This is a genomic window from Pseudomonas sp. LAIL14HWK12:I1 (assembly GCF_003202095.1).
In the GTDB taxonomy this organism is placed as follows: domain Bacteria; phylum Pseudomonadota; class Gammaproteobacteria; order Pseudomonadales; family Pseudomonadaceae; genus Aquipseudomonas; species Aquipseudomonas monteilii.
In genome coordinates this window covers 888,302-904,885 of record NZ_QJKG01000002.1, presented here as the reverse complement: position 1 = coordinate 904,885, position 16,584 = coordinate 888,302, and the positions used below count along the sequence as shown (strand labels likewise).

The following is a 16,584-nucleotide window of genomic DNA, read 5'->3' as shown; positions in this document are numbered from 1 at the left end:
GCATCTGCGCCGCGCCATCAGCACCTGCCGCCCCACCAAGAGCGCTGACAGATACTGTAAAAATTCTCGAATTCCAGATACGCCAACGCGGGAGCAAGCCCCCGCGCGGCGACATCCTACCAGCTCACCGCCAAACGGCGGTGAACTGGCCGACAACATGCAGGGATTACTGCTTGTTGTTGTCTTTCACTTCCTCGAACTCGGCGTCAACCACGTCATCGTGCTTGGCTTCCGGCTCGGCCTGCTGCGCGCCACCCTGAGGCTGTTCAGCCGACTGCTCGGCGTACATCTTCTGGGCAACCGGGGCAGAGACCTTGGACAGCTCTTCAACCTTGGCATCGATTGCGGCCTTGTCGTCGCCTTTGACAGCGGCTTCCAGGGCAACAACGGCGGCCTCGATGGCGGTTTTCTCTTCAGCGGTAACCTTGTCACCTGCGTCAGCGACCATCTTGCGGGTCGAGTGAACCAGCGCATCACCCTGGTTACGGGCAGCGGCCAGCTCTTCGAACTTGCGGTCTTCCTCGGCGTTAGCCTCGGCGTCACGCACCATGCGCTCGATTTCTTCGTCCGACAGACCGGAGTTGGCCTTGATCACGATCGACTGCGACTTGCCGGTGGCCTTGTCTTTGGCGCTGACATGCAGGATGCCGTTGGCGTCGATGTCGAAGGTAACTTCGATTTGCGGCACGCCACGCGGAGCTGGCGGAATGTCAGCCAGGTCGAACTTGCCCAGCGACTTGTTCTGCGCAGCCTGCTTACGCTCGCCTTGCAGCACGTGAATGGTCACGGCGCCCTGGTTGTCGTCGGCAGTCGAGAACACCTGCGACTTCTTGGTCGGGATGGTGGTGTTCTTCTCGATCAGCGAAGTCATCACGCCACCCATGGTCTCAATGCCCAGGGTCAGCGGGCTGACGTCCAGCAGCAGTACGTCTTTCACGTCACCGGCCAGAACGGCGCCCTGGATGGCAGCACCCATGGCAACGGCTTCGTCCGGGTTGACGTCCTTGCGCGCTTCTTTACCGAAGAAGTCAGCAACGGCTTTCTGCACCAGCGGCATACGGGTCTGGCCACCGACCAGGATCACGTCGTCGATCTTGCTGGCATCGATGCCAGCGTCTTTCAGGGCGATGCGGCAAGGCTCGATGGTACGGTTGACCAGGTCTTCGACCAGCGACTCCAGCTTGGCGCGGGAGATCTTCACGTTCAGGTGCTTCGGACCGGTGGCGTCTGCAGTGATGTACGGCAGGTTGACGTCGGTCGACTGGGCGGACGACAACTCGATCTTGGCCTTTTCAGCAGCTTCTTTCAGGCGCTGCAGGGCCAGCGGATCGTTCTTCAGGTCCATGCCGGACTCTTTCTTGAACTCGTCGACGAGGTAGTCGATCAGGCGCATGTCGAAGTCTTCACCACCCAGGAAGGTGTCACCGTTGGTGGCCAGTACTTCGAACTGGTGCTCACCGTCGACTTCGGCGATCTCGATGACCGACACGTCGAAGGTACCGCCACCCAGGTCATAAACGATGACGGTGTGGTCGCCCTTGGCCTTGTCCATGCCGTAGGCCAGCGCAGCGGCGGTCGGCTCGTTGATGATACGTTTTACGTCCAGACCAGCGATACGGCCGGCGTCTTTGGTGGCCTGACGCTGGCTGTCGTTGAAGTAGGCCGGAACGGTGATGACCGCTTCGGTGACTGGCTCGCCGAGGTAGTCTTCGGCGGTTTTCTTCATTTTTTTCAGGACTTCGGCGCTGATCTGCGGCGGTGCCATGTCCTTGCCGCTGGCCTGCACCCAAGCGTCGCCGTTGTTGGCCTTGACGATCTTGTACGGCACCAGCTTGATGTCTTTCTGCACGACGTCTTCTTCGAAGCGGCGGCCGATCAGGCGCTTCACTGCGAACAGGGTGTTGTGCGGGTTGGTGACGGCCTGGCGCTTGGCCGACTGGCCAACCAGGATTTCGCCGTCGTTGGCGTAGGCCACGATCGAAGGGGTGGTACGCGCACCCTCGGCGTTTTCGATGACCTTGACGTTACCGTTTTCCAGAACGGAGACGCACGAGTTGGTGGTCCCCAGGTCGATACCGATGATTTTGCCCATGTTAACTCTCCCGAAACTTGAATTTGGTAGCAGCGACTACTTTTGCCAACTGCGGTAATACTTGAAGGCTTGACACCTAAATGGGGATGCCCCGATGGATTTCAAGCCTTTTCATTGATCGAAGGTTGCGCCGCGCTCGGCGCCTTGCTGACCACCACCATGGCGGGGCGCAGCAGGCGGCCGTTCAGCAGGTAACCCTTCTGGAACACGTTCAGCACACTGTTCGGCTCGACCTCAGCGCTTTCCTGCATAGCCATGGCCTGGTGGTGCTCCGGGTTGAACGGCTCACCGTGCGGATCCACAACTTCGAGGTTGTAGCGCTTGAGGGTGTCCTGGAACATCTTGAGGGTCAGCTTGACGCCTTCGCGAATGGCTTTGACTTGCTCGTCTTCGTCATTGGAGTGCGCCAGGGCCAGCTCCAGGCTGTCAATTACCGGCAGCAGGTCGTTGGAGAACTTCTCCAGGGCAAACTTGTGGGCTTTTTCCACATCCTGCTCGGCGCGACGGCGCACGTTCTGCAAGTCGGCTACAGCGCGCAGCGACTGATCCTTGGCGGCGGCCAGCTGCTCCTCGAGTTCCAGAACACGGGCGTCCGCAGTGGTTTCTGCACCGGTTTCTTCAACGTTAAGGTCTTTTTCGTTCAGCTGTTCGTCAGCCATGGGGTCTCTCCTGCGCAATTTTGTGGACTGCGAGCCAGGCTCGCCTTGGATGTCGGCTATATGGGGTCGGAAAAACCAGCTTCAAGGGGCAAGGTGGTTTTCCGGGCAGCAACAGAATCTGCCAAGGAGCATTGGCAGGCCTGAAAAAAGTACTGTATAAATAACCAGACCTGACTTTCGGGAGCCGCCCCCATGCTGGTGCACCTGTCCATTCACAACTACGCCATCGTCGAGCACCTCGACCTCGAAATTGCCCGCGGCATGTCCGTCATCACCGGCGAGACCGGTGCGGGCAAATCGATCATGCTCGACGCCCTCGGCCTTGCCTTGGGCGACCGGGCCGACAGCGGCGTGGTGCGCCCCGGCACCGACAAGGCAGATATCCTCGCCACCTTCGACCTGGTGGACATTCCCGAGGCCCATGCCTGGCTGGCCGAACGCGACCTGGACAACGACGGCCTGTGCATCCTGCGTCGGGTCATGACCGCCGAAGGCCGCAGCCGCGGTTACATCAACGGCACACCCTGCCCGCTCGGCGACCTCAAGGCGCTGGGCGAACTGCTGATCGATATCCACAGCCAGCACGAACACCAGTCGCTGCTCAAGACCGATACTCACCGCCGCCTGCTCGACGAGTACGCTGGTGCCGTCGACCTGGCCCGCCAGGTGCAACTGGCGGCCAAGCGCTGGAACCAGACGCGCCTGGAGCTGGAACGGCTGTCCAACTCCGGCGATGAGCAGCGCGCCCGCCACCAGTTGCTGAGCTATCAACTGGAAGAACTGGACAACCTTGGCCTGGGTGAACACGAACTGGAACACCTGGAGCAGGAGCACAAGAACCTGACCAGCGCCGAAGCGCTGTTCGGCATCTGCCGCCAGGTTATCGATCAGTGCAGCGAAAGCGATTCGGGCAACGTGCTGAGCGCCCTCACCTCCAGCCTCAACCGGCTGGGTGCAGCCACCCACTCACCCAAAGCCCTGGTTGAAGCGGCCAACCTGATTGCCAGCGCGCAGATCCAGGTAGAAGAAGCCGTGGGCGAGCTCAACCGCTTCCTCGACAACTTCGACGCCGACCCTATGCGCCTGCAAGCCTTGGAAGAGCGCCTCGACACCATCTATACGCTGGCGCGCAAACATCGCGTGCACCCCACCGAGCTGCCTCACCTGCAGCAGCAGTTGATGGAAGAGATCGAAGGCCTGAACGCCAGCGACGAGTCAATCGAGCGATTGGGCGAAGAGCTTGCCGCCTTCGCCCAGCACTATAAAGAGAAGGCTCGTGAACTCAGCAGCCTGCGCCAGCAAGCGGCGCAGCAGCTGGCAGGCGCGGTGGAGCAGGAAATCCAACGCCTGGGCATGCCTGGTGGGCGCTTCTGCATCGAACTGACGCCCAACGAAGGCGCAGATTTGTCGCCCCACGGTTTGGAGCAGATCGAGCTGCTGGTCAGCGCCAACCCCGGTCAACCGCTCAAAGGGCTGGCAAAGGTAGCCTCAGGCGGCGAACTGTCGCGTATCAGCCTGGCGATCCAGGTGATTACCGCGCAGACCTCGCGGATCCCCACCTTGGTGTTCGACGAAGTCGACGTGGGCATCGGCGGCCCCACTGCAGAAATCGTCGGGCAACTGCTGCGCCGCCTGGGCGAGCGCGGGCAAGTACTGACCGTGACCCACCTGCCTCAGGTGGCCGCGCAAGGGCATCACCACCTGTTCGTGCACAAGGTGCGCAACAGCGATACCACCCACACGGCCGTGGCCAGCCTAGGCAAGCGTGAGCGGGTCGAGGAAGTGGCGCGAATGCTAGGCGGCATCGACCTGACCAAGGAATCCCTGGCGCATGCGCGCAAGATGGTCGTTTCCGGCAAGGCTTAATGCTACCCGCGCTGGCCCTATCGCCGGCAGGCAAAACATGGTTCTGCCCAAGCCAGAAAGCACAAAGGCGACCCTAGGGTCGCCTTTGCCATTTATAACGATAAAAAATCGTTACTTCTTCTTACGCACATAAAGGACCAGATTGTGGTCCACCAGCTCGTAGCCATGCTCGGCCACGATTTCGCGCTGGCGCTTCTCGATTTCGGCGTCCATGAACTCGATGACTTCACTGGTATCCACGTTCACCATGTGGTCGTGGTGACCGCCATCGGCCAACTCGAACACGGCGTGGCCGCCGTCGAAGTTGTGGCGAACCACCAGGCCAGCCGCTTCGAACTGGGTCAGTACGCGATAGACGGTGGCCAGGCCTACGTCCTCGCCTGCCTCCATCAGCGCCTTGTAGACATCTTCGGCGCTCATGTGACGCTGCTCGGTGGAATCGAGCATCTGAAGGATCTTGACTCGAGGCAGGGTCACCTTGAGACCGGCTTTGCGCAATTCGCTATTTTCAACCATGGTCAGCTTTCTCGCCGATGCTGCTTCGCAGCTTCTCTTAATACGGGTATGATCGGGGTTTACGTTGTCCAGCCAAGATAGTGGAAGTCGCCCACCGATGCAAAACACCAAGCTCTTGCTAAACAGCCTCGCCCTCGCGGGACTGCTCGCACTCGCCGGTTGCTCGTTTCCCGGGGTTTACAAAATCGACATCCAGCAGGGCAATGTCGTCACGCAAGACATGATAGACCAATTACGCCCCGGAATGACCCGACGGCAAGTAAGGTTTATCATGGGCAACCCGCTGATTCAGGACACCTTCAACACCAACCGTTGGGACTACCTGTACAGCCTGCAGCCAGGTGGCGGTAAGCGTCAGCAAGAACGCATGAGTGTGTTCTTCAACGAAAGCGACCAGCTGGTCAGCCTGTCTGGCGACTTCATGCCAGGCGTCAGCCGCGACCAGGAAATCCTCGGCGGCAGCAGCGACACCACGGTCAGCCCGGCCACCGAGCCAGGCCAGGCCGAACAGCCAGCCGCGCAACCTGTGGAAAAACCAGCCAAGCCTGGCTCGACCGAAGAATCCATCCAGCGCGAAATCGACACCATCGAGACCACCCCGGTACCGACCCCTGCACCGCTGGAAACCCGCTAATAGGGCCAGCAGGGACAAAAAAGCCCGGACGTGTTCCGGGCTTTTTGTTTTCGCCCGTTTCAATCAGGCATTCAGTTGCTTGGCGCGCTGGCAGAAAGCATCAACCAACGTGTTGGCCGCCTGGTTGAACAGTGGGCCCAACGTGGCGCGCACAATCGGCCCGGCATAGTCGAAGGACAGGTCGAGGCTGATCTTGCAGGCCTTTTCACCGAGCGGCTTGAACACCCACACACCATGCAGCTGGGTGAACGGCCCTTCTTCGAGGTTCATCTCGATCGACTGCCCCGGTACCAGCACGTTACGCGTGACGAAGTGCTGGCTCATGCCCCCCTTGGCCACTTCGAGCTTGGCGCGCATATGCGTTTCGCTGGCTTCCATTACCGTCGAGGCCGAGCACCACGGCAGAAACTCAGGGTAGCTGGCCACATCGTTGACCAGATCGTAAAGCGCCTGGGCGGGGTATGGCAGCAGGGCAGAGCGTTGAATATGGGTAGTCATCCAGGCGTCACTTCCAAGGCTGGGTGGCGACGCTTCGCAGCGTGCCGAAAACAGGTTCTGTGCGTATGACAGGGTTTGTATTGTCCGGTATTCATTCCAGTGGCTCAAGCACACCGAAATCCCATAGCGGACGACGCGCGGACTTGCCTATAATGCCGCCCCTATGGCTAAGCAAAAAAAACATCCGACCGGGACCATCGCGCAAAACAAGAAAGCGCGACACGATTACTTCATCGAACACAAGTTCGAGGCCGGGCTGGTCCTGTCCGGCTGGGAAGTAAAAAGCCTGCGCGCCGGCAAGGCACACCTGACAGACAGCTATGTGCTGCTCAAGGACGGTGAAGCCTGGCTGTTCGGCAGCCACATCACCCCGCTGACCACCGCCAGCACCCACGTCATCGCCGACCCCATCCGCACCCGCAAGCTGCTGCTGAACAAGCGCGAGCTGGAGCGCCTGGAGGCCGCCGTGGCGCAAAAAGGCTACACCTGCGTAGCCTTGGCGCTGTACTGGAGCAAGCACCTGATCAAGTGCGAAATCGCACTGGGCAAGGGTAAGAAGGAATTCGACAAGCGCGACACCATGCGCGAACGCGATTCCAACCGCGAGCTGCAGCGGGCTGTACGGAACAAGGGCAAGGAAGACTAGCTCTTCTTCAGCCTGTTCCGGCCTCTTCGCGGGTTTACCCGCGAAGAGGCCAGCACTGCCCATACAAATCTCAACGCCCGCTGCGCCGCTCCGCCCGCGCCACGCGCTGCGCTTCTTCGTGCGCCTCTTCCAGCACCTCCTGCACATACAAAATGTGCCGGCTGGACACCTCCCGCGCATCCTCCGCCCTGCCCTCGACAATCGCCAGGTACAGCTCCCGGTGCTGGCTGATCAGCATGTCCCGGGTCTCGGTGCGTTGCTGGTACATGCCACCAATGTTGGTCACCACGTTGCGCTTGAGCAGGTCGAACAGCCCTCGGATGGTATGCAGCAACACCGCGTTGTGGCTGGCCTCGGCAATCGCCAGGTGGAAGCTTGCATCGGCTGCGCCCTCTTCCGCACGGGTCACTTCATCGACCCGGGCATAGCAGTCCTGCAGTGCATCGAAGGCAGCCTTCAACCGCACCCGATCCGGCTCGGTGGCACGCTGGGCAGCGTAATAGGCGCAGGACGCCTCCAACGTGTGGCGGAACTCAAGCAAATCACGCTGGGCCTCGGCACTGTGCTCTAGCAACTGCAGCAACGGGTCGCTGAAAGTGGACCCCAACGACTCGGCAACAAAATTGCCCCCGCCCTGCCGGCTGACCAGCAGCCCCTTGGCCACCAGTTTCTGGATCGCCTCACGCAGTGACGGGCGGGACACGCCGAACTGTTCGGCAAGGACGCGCTCGGCCGGCAGCCGCTGCCCCGAGGTCAGCGTACCTTCCAGAATCATCCCTTCCAGACGATCGACAATGTCGTCGGACAGGCGCCGTTGGCGGACCTGATCAAAAACCATCACATGCTCTCCACAAACCCCCGGCAAATTTCAGGGGGCGCCTATTCTCGCCGATCCAGGCCGCGCAAACACCCATCAAGTCGCGATTTTCCCAGCACATCAGGTGCCCGCTCATCGGCACGCGACCAAAGTTTTGCACGGGACAAATTGACACACCCATGACAGCGCTTTTAACCTAGCGCCCAGTCATTGTAAATTGGTCTTACCAATTATCCAATGCCAGTGCTGACCAACAACAATTAGGGGCCACCCCATATGCAAACCTGGCAACAACTCTATAGCCCGCTTGGTAGTCTTGGCCTGTCCGCATTGGCGGCGGTCATTCCCATCGTGTTCTTCTTCCTTGCCCTCGCCGTGTTCCGCCTTAAAGGCCACGTAGCCGGCAGCATCACCCTCGCGTTGTCGATCCTGGTGGCCATCTTCGCCTTCCAGATGCCTGTCGACATGGCTTTCGCCGCCGCGGGTTATGGCTTCCTCTATGGCCTCTGGCCAATTGCCTGGATCATCGTTGCGGCGGTGTTCCTGTACAAACTCACGGTCAAGAGCGGCCAGTTCGAAGTGATCCGCAGCTCGGTGCTGTCGATTACCGACGACCAGCGCCTGCAAGTGCTGCTGATCGGCTTCTGCTTCGGTGCCTTCCTGGAAGGTGCGGCAGGCTTTGGTGCACCGGTGGCAATCACTGCCGCGCTGCTGGTGGGCCTGGGCTTCAATCCGCTGTACGCCGCCGGCCTGTGCCTGATCGCCAACACCGCACCGGTAGCCTTTGGCGCCCTGGGCATCCCGATCATCGTGGCCGGCCAGGTGACGGGCATCGACGCCTTCCACATCGGCGCCATGACCGGCCGCCAGCTGCCGCTGCTGTCGCTGTTCGTACCGTTCTGGCTGGTGTTCATGATGGACGGCCTGCGTGGCGTGAAAGAAACCTGGCCTGCCGCCCTGGTCGCCGGCCTGAGCTTCGCCGTCACCCAGTACTTCACTTCGAACTTCATTGGCCCGGAACTGCCCGACATCACCTCGGCCCTGGCCAGCCTGATCGCCCTGACCCTGTTCCTGAAAGTGTGGCAGCCCAAGCGTTCGTTCAGCGAAGCCAAAGGCAGCGTCGGCGCAGCGGTTGTGCAGCCAAGCGGCAGCCAGCCTAGCCCGTACAGCTTTGGCGAGATCTTCAAGGCCTGGTCGCCGTTCCTGATCCTCACCGTGCTGGTCACCATCTGGACCCTGAAGCCGTTCAAGGCAGCGTTCGCCCCGGGCGGCGCGATGTACAACTTCGTGTTCAACTTCGCCATCCCGCACCTCGACCAACTGGTGATCAAGACCGCACCGATCGTTGCCGCGCCAACCGCCATGCCAGCGGTATTCAAGCTCGACCCGATCTCCGCCACCGGCACCGCGATCTTCCTCTCAGCGCTGATTTCCATGGCGGTGCTGAAGATCAACTTCAAAACTGGTCTGACCACTTTCAAAGAGACTTTCTGGGAGCTGCGCTGGCCTATCCTGTCGATTGGCATGGTGCTGGCCTTCGCGTTCGTCACCAACTACTCGGGCATGTCTTCGACCATGGCCCTGGTACTGGCCGGCACCGGCGCCGCGTTCCCGTTCTTCTCGCCGTTCCTCGGCTGGCTGGGCGTGTTCCTGACCGGTTCCGACACGTCGTCCAACGCCCTGTTCAGCTCGCTGCAGGCCACTACCGCGCACCAGATCGGGGTGAACGACACCCTGCTGGTAGCCGCCAACACCAGCGGCGGCGTGACCGGCAAGATGATCTCGCCGCAATCGATCGCCGTGGCCTGCGCCGCCACCGGCCTGGTGGGCAAGGAGTCCGACCTGTTCCGCTTCACCGTCAAGCACAGCCTGTTCTTCGCCACCATCGTCGGCCTGATCACCCTGATCCAGGCTTACTGGCTGACCGGCATGCTGGTTCATCACTAAAGTGAAAGGGGCCGGGCGCCATGGCGCGCCCGGCACTCCCCACAAGCAACGCTGCGAGAATCCATGATCATTTCTGCCTCTACCGACTATCGCGCCGCGGCCCAACGCAAGCTGCCTCCTTTCCTGTTCCACTATGCCGACGGCGGCGCCTACGCCGAGCACACCCTGCGCCACAACGTGTCGGACCTGGCCGGCATTGCCCTGCGCCAGCGCGTGCTGAACAACATGTCCGAGCTCAGCCTTGAGACCAAACTGTTCGACGAAACCCTGAGCATGCCCGTGGCGCTGGCCCCGGTCGGCCTCACTGGCATGTACGCCCGCCGTGGCGAGGTGCAGGCAGCCCGCGCGGCTGCGGCCCACGGCATCCCGTTCACCCTGTCTACGGTGTCGGTGTGCCCGATCGAAGAAGTGGCCCCGGCCATCGACCGGCCGATGTGGTTCCAGCTGTACGTGCTGAAAGACCGCGGCTTCATGCGCAACGCGCTGGAGCGGGCCAAGGCGGCCGGGGTCAAGACCTTGGTGTTCACCGTCGACATGCCCGTACCCGGCGCCCGCTACCGCGACGCGCATTCCGGCATGAGCGGCAAGAACGGCCCACTGCGCCGCGTGCTGCAGGCCATGACCCACCCTGAATGGGCGTGGGACGTCGGCGTGATGGGCCGCCCGCATGACCTGGGCAACATCTCCAAGTACCGTGGCAACCCCACCGGCCTTGCCGACTACATCGGCTGGCTGGGCAACAACTTCGACCCGTCCATCTCCTGGAAAGACCTGGAGTGGATCCGCGAGTACTGGGACGGCCCGATGATCATCAAAGGCATCCTCGACGCCGATGACGCCCGCGATGCGGTCAAGTTCGGCGCCGACGGTATCGTGGTGTCCAACCACGGCGGCCGCCAGCTCGATGGCGTGCTGTCCAGTGCCCGCGCCCTGCCGGCCATTGCCGACGCGGTCAAAGGCGACCTGAAGATTCTCGCCGACTCCGGCATCCGCAGCGGCCTCGACGTGGTGCGCATGATCGCCCTGGGCGCCGACACTGTACTGATCGGCCGCGCCTTCCTCTACGCCTTGGCCGTGCATGGCCAGGCCGGGGTGAAAAACCTGCTGGAGCTGTTCGAGAAGGAAATGCGCGTGGCCATGGTGCTGACCGGCGCCAAGTCGATCAGCGAGATCACCCGCGACTCGCTGGTACGCGAACTGGGCGCCTGACCGCCTGCAAGAACGACCGCCTGATTGACCCGGGGCATGTGGCGCACAGACGCCACGGCCCCGCGAGGAGACTGCATGAGCTTGCCCGCTGCGTTCCTGCGTGATGCCGAGCGCCTGATACCCGCCGAACGCCGCTTCGACGACCCCACTTCCACCCTGGCCTTTGGCACCGACGCCAGCTTCTACCGGCTGATCCCCAAGCTGGTGGTGCGTGTCGAGTCCGAAGACGAAGTGGTCGGCCTGATCAAACTGGCCCAGCGCGAGCGGGTGCCGGTCACCTTCCGCGCCGCTGGCACCAGCCTGTCTGGCCAGGCCATCACCGACTCGGTGCTGATCGTGCTTGGCGATAGCTGGGGGGGTAAAGAAATTCGCGGCCAGGGCGAGCAGATCCGTCTGCAACCCGGCGTCATCGGCGCCCAGGCCAACGCCTGGCTGGCCCCCTTCGGGCGCAAGATCGGCCCGGACCCTGCCTCGATCAACGCCTGCAAGATCGGCGGCATCGTCGCCAACAACGCCAGCGGCATGTGCTGCGGCACCGCGCAAAACACCTACCACACCCTGGCCGGCCTGCGCCTGGTTCTGGCCGACGGCACCCGCCTGGACAGCGAAGACCCGGCCAGCGTGGCCGCCTTTGAACGCAGCCATGCCGACCTGCTGGAGGCGCTGGCCCGCCTGGGCCGCGAAACCCGCGCCAACACGGCACTGGCTGAGCGCATTCGGCACAAATACCGGCTGAAGAACACCACCGGCCTGTCGCTGAACGCACTGGTGGACTTCGACCAGCCGCTGGACATCCTGCAACACCTGCTGGTGGGTTCCGAAGGCACTCTGGGCTTTATCAGCGCCGTCACCTACGACACCGTGCCCGACCACCCGCACAAGGCCAGTGCCCTGCTGGTGTTCCCCAGTGTCGAAAGCTGCTGCCGCGCGGTCACCGTGCTCAAGCGCCAGCCTGTTTCCGCTGTGGAACTGCTCGACCGCCGCAGCCTGCGCTCTGTGCAGAACATGCCCGGCATGCCGCTGTGGGTAAAAGGCCTGTCGGACAACGCCTGCGCCCTGCTGATCGAGTCCCGCGCCGCCAGCCAGAGCCTGCTGCATGAGCAACTGCAACAGGTGATGGCCTCCATCGCCGATTTCCCGCTGGAACAACAGGTGGACTTCAGCGAAGACCCGGCCGTGTACAACCAGCTGTGGAAAATCCGCAAGGACACCTTCCCCGCTGTCGGCGCCGTACGCCAGACCGGCACCACGGTCATCATCGAAGACGTGACCTTCCCCGTCGAGCAACTGGCCGAAGGCGTCAACCGCCTGATCCAGCTATTCGACAAGCACCGCTATGACGAAGCGATCATTTTCGGCCACGCGCTGGAAGGCAACCTGCACTTCGTCTTCACCCAGGGCTTCAACAGCGCCGAGGAAGTCGCCCGTTACCAGGCGTTCATGGACGACGTGGCGCAACTGGTGGCCGTGGAGTTCGGCGGCTCGCTGAAGGCCGAACACGGTACCGGGCGCAACATGGCGCCGTTCGTAGAGCTGGAATGGGGCCATGACGCCTACCAGCTGATGTGGACGCTAAAGCGCCTGCTCGACCCCAATGGCATCCTCAACCCCGACGTGGTGCTGAGTGAAGACCCGGACATCCACCTGAAAAACCTCAAGCCGCTGCCTGCCGCCGACGAAATCGTCGACAAGTGCATCGAGTGCGGCTTCTGCGAACCGGTGTGCCCGTCCAAAGGCCTGACCCTCAGCCCGCGCCAGCGCATCGTCATGTGGCGTGACATTCAGGCCAAGCAGCGCGCCGGCATCGACACCCGCGAACTGATGCAAACCTACCAGTACCAAGGCATCGACACCTGCGCCGCCACCGGCCTGTGCGCCCAGCGCTGCCCGGTGGGCATCAATACCGGCGAACTGGTGAAAAAACTGCGCAGCCAAGCTGCCGACCACGGCAAGACCGCCGACTGGCTGGCCGATCACTTCCACACCGCACTGGGCGGCGCCCGCCTGACCCTGACCGCCGCCAACACCGCACGCAAGCTGCTCGGCGCCCCCCGCCTGAGCCGCCTGACCGCCTCGTTGAGCAAAGCCAGCAAAGGCCGCCTGCCCCAGTGGACGCCCGCGATGCCACAGCCGCTGCGCCCGCTGGACTTCGGCCCGGCCAGCAACGACGCCCGCCCCCGCGTGGTGTACCTGGCCGCCTGTGTTTCACGGGTGATGGGCCCGGCCTATGCCGACCGCGAGCAAAGTTCGCTGCTGGACAAAACCCGCGCCCTGCTGGAAAAGGCCGGCTACCAGGTGGTGTTCCCCGACAACGCCGACAGCCTGTGCTGCGGCCAGCCGTTCGCCTCCAAGGGCTACCCCGAACAGGCCGAACACAAACGCCAGGAACTGATCACCGCCCTGCTGCACGCCAGCCGCGGCGGCCTTGACCCGATCTACTGCGACACCAGCCCCTGCACCCTGCGCCTGGTGCAAGACCTGGGCGAAACACGGCTGGACCTGTACGACCCCGTGCGCTTCATCCGCACCCACCTGCTCGACCGCCTGGAGTTCACCCCCCAGGACGAGCCGGTGGCTGTACACGTGACGTGCAGCACGCAGCACCTGGGTGAGAGCCAGGCTTTGATCGACCTGGCGCGACGTTGCAGCAAACAGGTGGTGATCCCGGAAGGCATTCACTGCTGCGGCTTTGCCGGCGACAAAGGCTTCACCACCCCCGAGCTCAATGCCCACTCGCTGCGCAGCCTGAAGGATGCGGTGCAGTATTGCAGCGAAGGCATCTCCACCAGTCGCACCTGCGAGATTGGCCTGTCGAGCCACAGCGGCATCGACTATCACGGCCTGGTCTACCTGGTAGACCGCGTTACCCGGCCGCGCAGCATTTAGGCTGGAGGGGGTCGCCGTTAGGTTTGCGGCGCCGGTGAGACCGAGCGCCGCCCGCGCGGCGCATCGCGAGCTGCGCTCGCTCCTACCTTTGTTTAGGGCCAATCCTGCCTGTGGCATTTGCACACGAACGCCTTGGCGCATGGCTGGATATCGCGCCGTACAAACAAGGCGGTCGCGCGAGCCTGTCGCAGGCATAACTGGCCCGAAACAAACGTAGGAGCGAGCGCAGCTCGCGATGCGCCGCGCGGGCGGCGCTCGGTCTACCAGGCGCTATAGCAACAAAGGCGAGCACCAGCAGCCCCGATCCCGATTGAACCCCCGCCAATCCCCCACAGTCCACCTTACAGGCCCACCTTCCAGAGGCCCCAGAGGAGACACCCATGAAAGGTACCGCGCTTTCGGCCCTGTTCGCGGCCGCCACCCTGCTGGCTTCGCCTGTGTTTGCCGCCGAAGACCTCTGCACCACCAACCTGCAAAAGATCGACGACAGCATGGCCACCGCCGGCGCCACCTCCGAAGGCCTGGACAAGGCCATCACCGAGCACGTCGACAAAGCCAAGGCCGCCCAGGCCTCCGGCGACACCAAGGAATGCATCGCCATCACCAGCAAAGTGCTGGAGCGCCTGGAAAAAACCGAGAAAGGCAGCGGCACCGGCAGCGGCGGTGCGTGACCCCGAACGCGGGCGACAGGACCGGCTGTCGACGTCGCCCGCGCAATGGCGTATACTCCACCTCACGTGCCGTAAGGTGCGTTAGCGTAACGCTAGTGTGGGGCCGATTAGGATTCGACGCCGGTAGCGAAACTCTAGGTGCATGCCGAGTTGGTAACAGAACTCGTAAATCCACTGTTGCAACTTTTATAGTTGCCAATGACGAAAACTACGGCGCGGAGTACAAGCTGGCTGCGTAAGCGGCCCTCTTGACCCGTTGCTTCTGGTAGCTTCGGCTCCAGCAATCACTAGGGGATGCCTGTAAACCCGAACTGATTGTCATACAGAACAGGATCGTCGCGTAGCACGTTGTGGGCGAAGTGACTAAAACTTACACAACTCATCCAAAGCACCCTGCCCGTCGGGCGGCTGCGGATTAAATCAGTAGACACGGCTAAGCATGTAGTACCGACAGCGGAGTACTGGCGGACGGGGGTTCAAATCCCCCCGGCTCCACCAAATGATCAATCAAAGACGTCCACGGACGTCTTTTTTTGTGCCTGGAAGTCAGTGAAATCAAGGGTTTACTGCTATTTTGAGGGCCACAACGGTTTTTTGAGTTCCAGCCATCCCGGTATTCCCGGTGGTATTCCAGCCTACCTGGGGCTAATCTTGGGAATACCAAAAGGTGTCAGGGAGCTTCTCCCATGTGCGCTCAAACAGCTCGCCTCTCCGACCGCCAGCTCAAGGCGGTCAAGCCCAAAGACAAGGACTACGTCCTCACGGATGGCGACGGCCTCCAGCTCCGAGTCCGGGTCAACCGCTCGATGCAGTGGAATTTCAACTACAGGCATCCGGTCACCAAGAATCGAATCAACATGGCGCTCGGCTCCTATCCCGAGGTCTCTCTGGCGCAAGCTCGGCGGAAAGCGGTTGATGCTAGGGAAGTACTTGCTCAGGGGATCGACCCCAAAGCTCAGCGCAATGATCTCGCACAGGCCAAGCTAGCCGAGACGGAACATACGTTCGAGAAAGTAGCGACCGCCTGGTTCGAGCTGAAAAAAGACTCGGTCACACCAGCCTATGCCGAGGACATCTGGCGTTCACTCACTCTGCACGTTTTCCCGAGCATGAAATCGACTCCGATCTCGGAAGTAAGCGCACCGATGGTGATCAAGATCCTTCGCCCCATCGAAGCCAAAGGCAGCTTGGAAACCGTGAAGCGGCTTAGCCAGCGCCTCAACGAGATCATGACCTACGGTGTCAATTCGGGAATGATCTTCGCGAACCCGCTCAGCGGGATTCGGGCGGTGTTCAAGAAACCGAAGAAGGAAAACATGGCGGCGCTTCCACCCGAGGAGCTTCCTGAGCTAATGCTGGAAATAGCGAACGCCAGTATCAAGCGCACGACCCGCTGCTTGATCGAATGGCAGTTGCATACCATGACTCGCCCCGCCGAGGCAGCGACTACTCGCTGGGCAGACATCGACTTTGAAAGGCGTGTCTGGACCATCCCGCCAGAGCGGATGAAGAAGCGCCGCCCGCACAGCATCCCGTTGAGCGATCAAGCCATGTCATTGCTGGAGATACTGAAGTCCCACAGTGGTCATCGGGAATACGTCTTCCCGGCAGACCGAAACCCTCGTACTCATGCCAATAGCCAGACCGCCAACATGGCGTTGAAACGCATGGGCTTCCAGGACCGCTTGGTCAGCCACGGCATGCGCTCGATGGCCAGCACCATATTGAATGAACATGGGTGGGACCCGGAGCTCATCGAAGTGGCGTTGGCGCACGTTGACAAGGATGAGGTGCGCAGTGCCTACAACCGAGCCGACTACATCGAGCGACGGCGGCCGATGATGGCTTGGTGGAGCGAGTACATTCTGAAGGCGTCGACGGGCAACCTCTCGGCCAGCGCGATGAATGTGGCCAGGGATCGGAACGTAGTACCCATCCGATAGGGCGGCGACAACGGCGACACTGGCGACAGACCGCGTGCCATCTACATCTTTGTCGTCTGAGCTGATGGCGACAGTCGCCAACTCGCCTCGATTTTGGCTTCTCCGGCTAAGCCCGTGAGCATGGGGAGGCTTCGCATCCCCATGCTGACGGGCTAACACTAGAAAAGCGACAAACGGCCACTTTGCCACTGACACCCACT

13 protein-coding genes and 1 other RNA gene are annotated in these 16,584 nt (G+C 61.8%); 9 read left to right on the top strand and 5 right to left on the bottom strand.

Annotated features, from left to right (window positions below):
- Positions 1-166 precede the first annotated feature (166 nt).
- Positions 167-2,092, bottom strand: coding sequence for a molecular chaperone DnaK (gene dnaK, locus D906_RS09075; RefSeq protein WP_016712093.1), 1,926 nt, complete (start codon positions 2,090-2,092; stop codon positions 167-169).
- A 101-nt stretch (positions 2,093-2,193) separates the two neighbouring features.
- The gene (gene grpE, locus D906_RS09070; RefSeq protein ID WP_019098161.1) at positions 2,194-2,751 is read right to left on the bottom strand and encodes a nucleotide exchange factor GrpE; all 558 of its coding nucleotides are present in this window, start codon (positions 2,749-2,751) and stop codon (positions 2,194-2,196) included.
- Between the two features lie 192 nt (positions 2,752-2,943).
- Between grpE and recN the strand changes: the two genes are divergently transcribed.
- Positions 2,944-4,617 (top strand): DNA repair protein RecN, encoded by a 1,674-nt coding sequence (gene recN / locus D906_RS09065; protein ID WP_027614921.1) that lies wholly within the window; start codon positions 2,944-2,946, stop codon positions 4,615-4,617.
- A gap of 111 nt (positions 4,618-4,728) precedes the next feature.
- Here the strand turns inward: recN and fur are convergent, their stop codons facing one another.
- Positions 4,729-5,133 (bottom strand): ferric iron uptake transcriptional regulator, encoded by a 405-nt coding sequence (gene fur, locus D906_RS09060; RefSeq protein WP_012274258.1) that lies wholly within the window; start codon positions 5,131-5,133, stop codon positions 4,729-4,731.
- Between the two features lie 97 nt (positions 5,134-5,230).
- On the opposite strand from fur, the gene D906_RS09055 reads away from it, so the two are divergent.
- Positions 5,231-5,767, top strand: coding sequence for an outer membrane protein assembly factor BamE (locus tag D906_RS09055; RefSeq protein WP_025754268.1), 537 nt, complete (start codon positions 5,231-5,233; stop codon positions 5,765-5,767).
- A gap of 63 nt (positions 5,768-5,830) precedes the next feature.
- On the opposite strand, the gene D906_RS09050 is transcribed toward D906_RS09055, so the two are convergent.
- Positions 5,831-6,265 (bottom strand): type II toxin-antitoxin system RatA family toxin, encoded by a 435-nt coding sequence (locus tag D906_RS09050; RefSeq protein ID WP_016712097.1) that lies wholly within the window; start codon positions 6,263-6,265, stop codon positions 5,831-5,833.
- Between the two features lie 163 nt (positions 6,266-6,428).
- Between D906_RS09050 and smpB the strand changes: the two genes are divergently transcribed.
- Positions 6,429-6,911: an SsrA-binding protein SmpB gene (gene smpB / locus D906_RS09045; protein ID WP_012274261.1), complete on the top strand. Its 483-nt coding sequence runs from the start codon at positions 6,429-6,431 to the stop codon at positions 6,909-6,911.
- Between the two features lie 70 nt (positions 6,912-6,981).
- On the opposite strand, the gene D906_RS09040 is transcribed toward smpB, so the two are convergent.
- Complete coding sequence (locus D906_RS09040; RefSeq protein WP_027614920.1) at positions 6,982-7,749, bottom strand: FCD domain-containing protein; 768 nt, start codon at positions 7,747-7,749, stop codon at positions 6,982-6,984.
- 255 nt (positions 7,750-8,004) lie between these two features.
- Here D906_RS09040 and D906_RS09035 point away from each other — a divergent pair, with 255 nt between their 5' ends.
- From D906_RS09035 to D906_RS09010, 6 genes are all read left to right on the top strand, one after another.
- On the top strand, positions 8,005-9,675 hold the full coding sequence (locus D906_RS09035) for a lactate permease LctP family transporter (RefSeq protein ID WP_019098165.1): 1,671 nt from the start codon (positions 8,005-8,007) through the stop codon (positions 9,673-9,675).
- Positions 9,676-9,738: 63 nt separating this feature from the next.
- Positions 9,739-10,884 carry an FMN-dependent L-lactate dehydrogenase LldD gene (gene lldD, locus D906_RS09030; protein WP_025754269.1) on the top strand — a complete coding sequence of 382 codons (1,146 nt, stop codon included), beginning with the start codon at positions 9,739-9,741 and terminating at the stop codon, positions 10,882-10,884.
- 75 nt (positions 10,885-10,959) lie between these two features.
- Positions 10,960-13,770: an FAD-binding and (Fe-S)-binding domain-containing protein gene (locus D906_RS09025; RefSeq protein WP_027614919.1), complete on the top strand. Its 2,811-nt coding sequence runs from the start codon at positions 10,960-10,962 to the stop codon at positions 13,768-13,770.
- A 380-nt stretch (positions 13,771-14,150) separates the two neighbouring features.
- Positions 14,151-14,441: a hypothetical protein gene (locus D906_RS09020; RefSeq protein WP_012274266.1), complete on the top strand. Its 291-nt coding sequence runs from the start codon at positions 14,151-14,153 to the stop codon at positions 14,439-14,441.
- Between the two features lie 99 nt (positions 14,442-14,540).
- Positions 14,541-14,939, top strand: a transfer-messenger RNA (tmRNA) gene (gene ssrA, locus D906_RS09015).
- A 188-nt stretch (positions 14,940-15,127) separates the two neighbouring features.
- Entirely contained in the window at positions 15,128-16,384 is a 1,257-nt protein-coding gene (locus D906_RS09010) for an integrase domain-containing protein (RefSeq protein WP_097156147.1), read from the top strand.
- Positions 16,385-16,584: the final 200 nt, after the last annotated feature.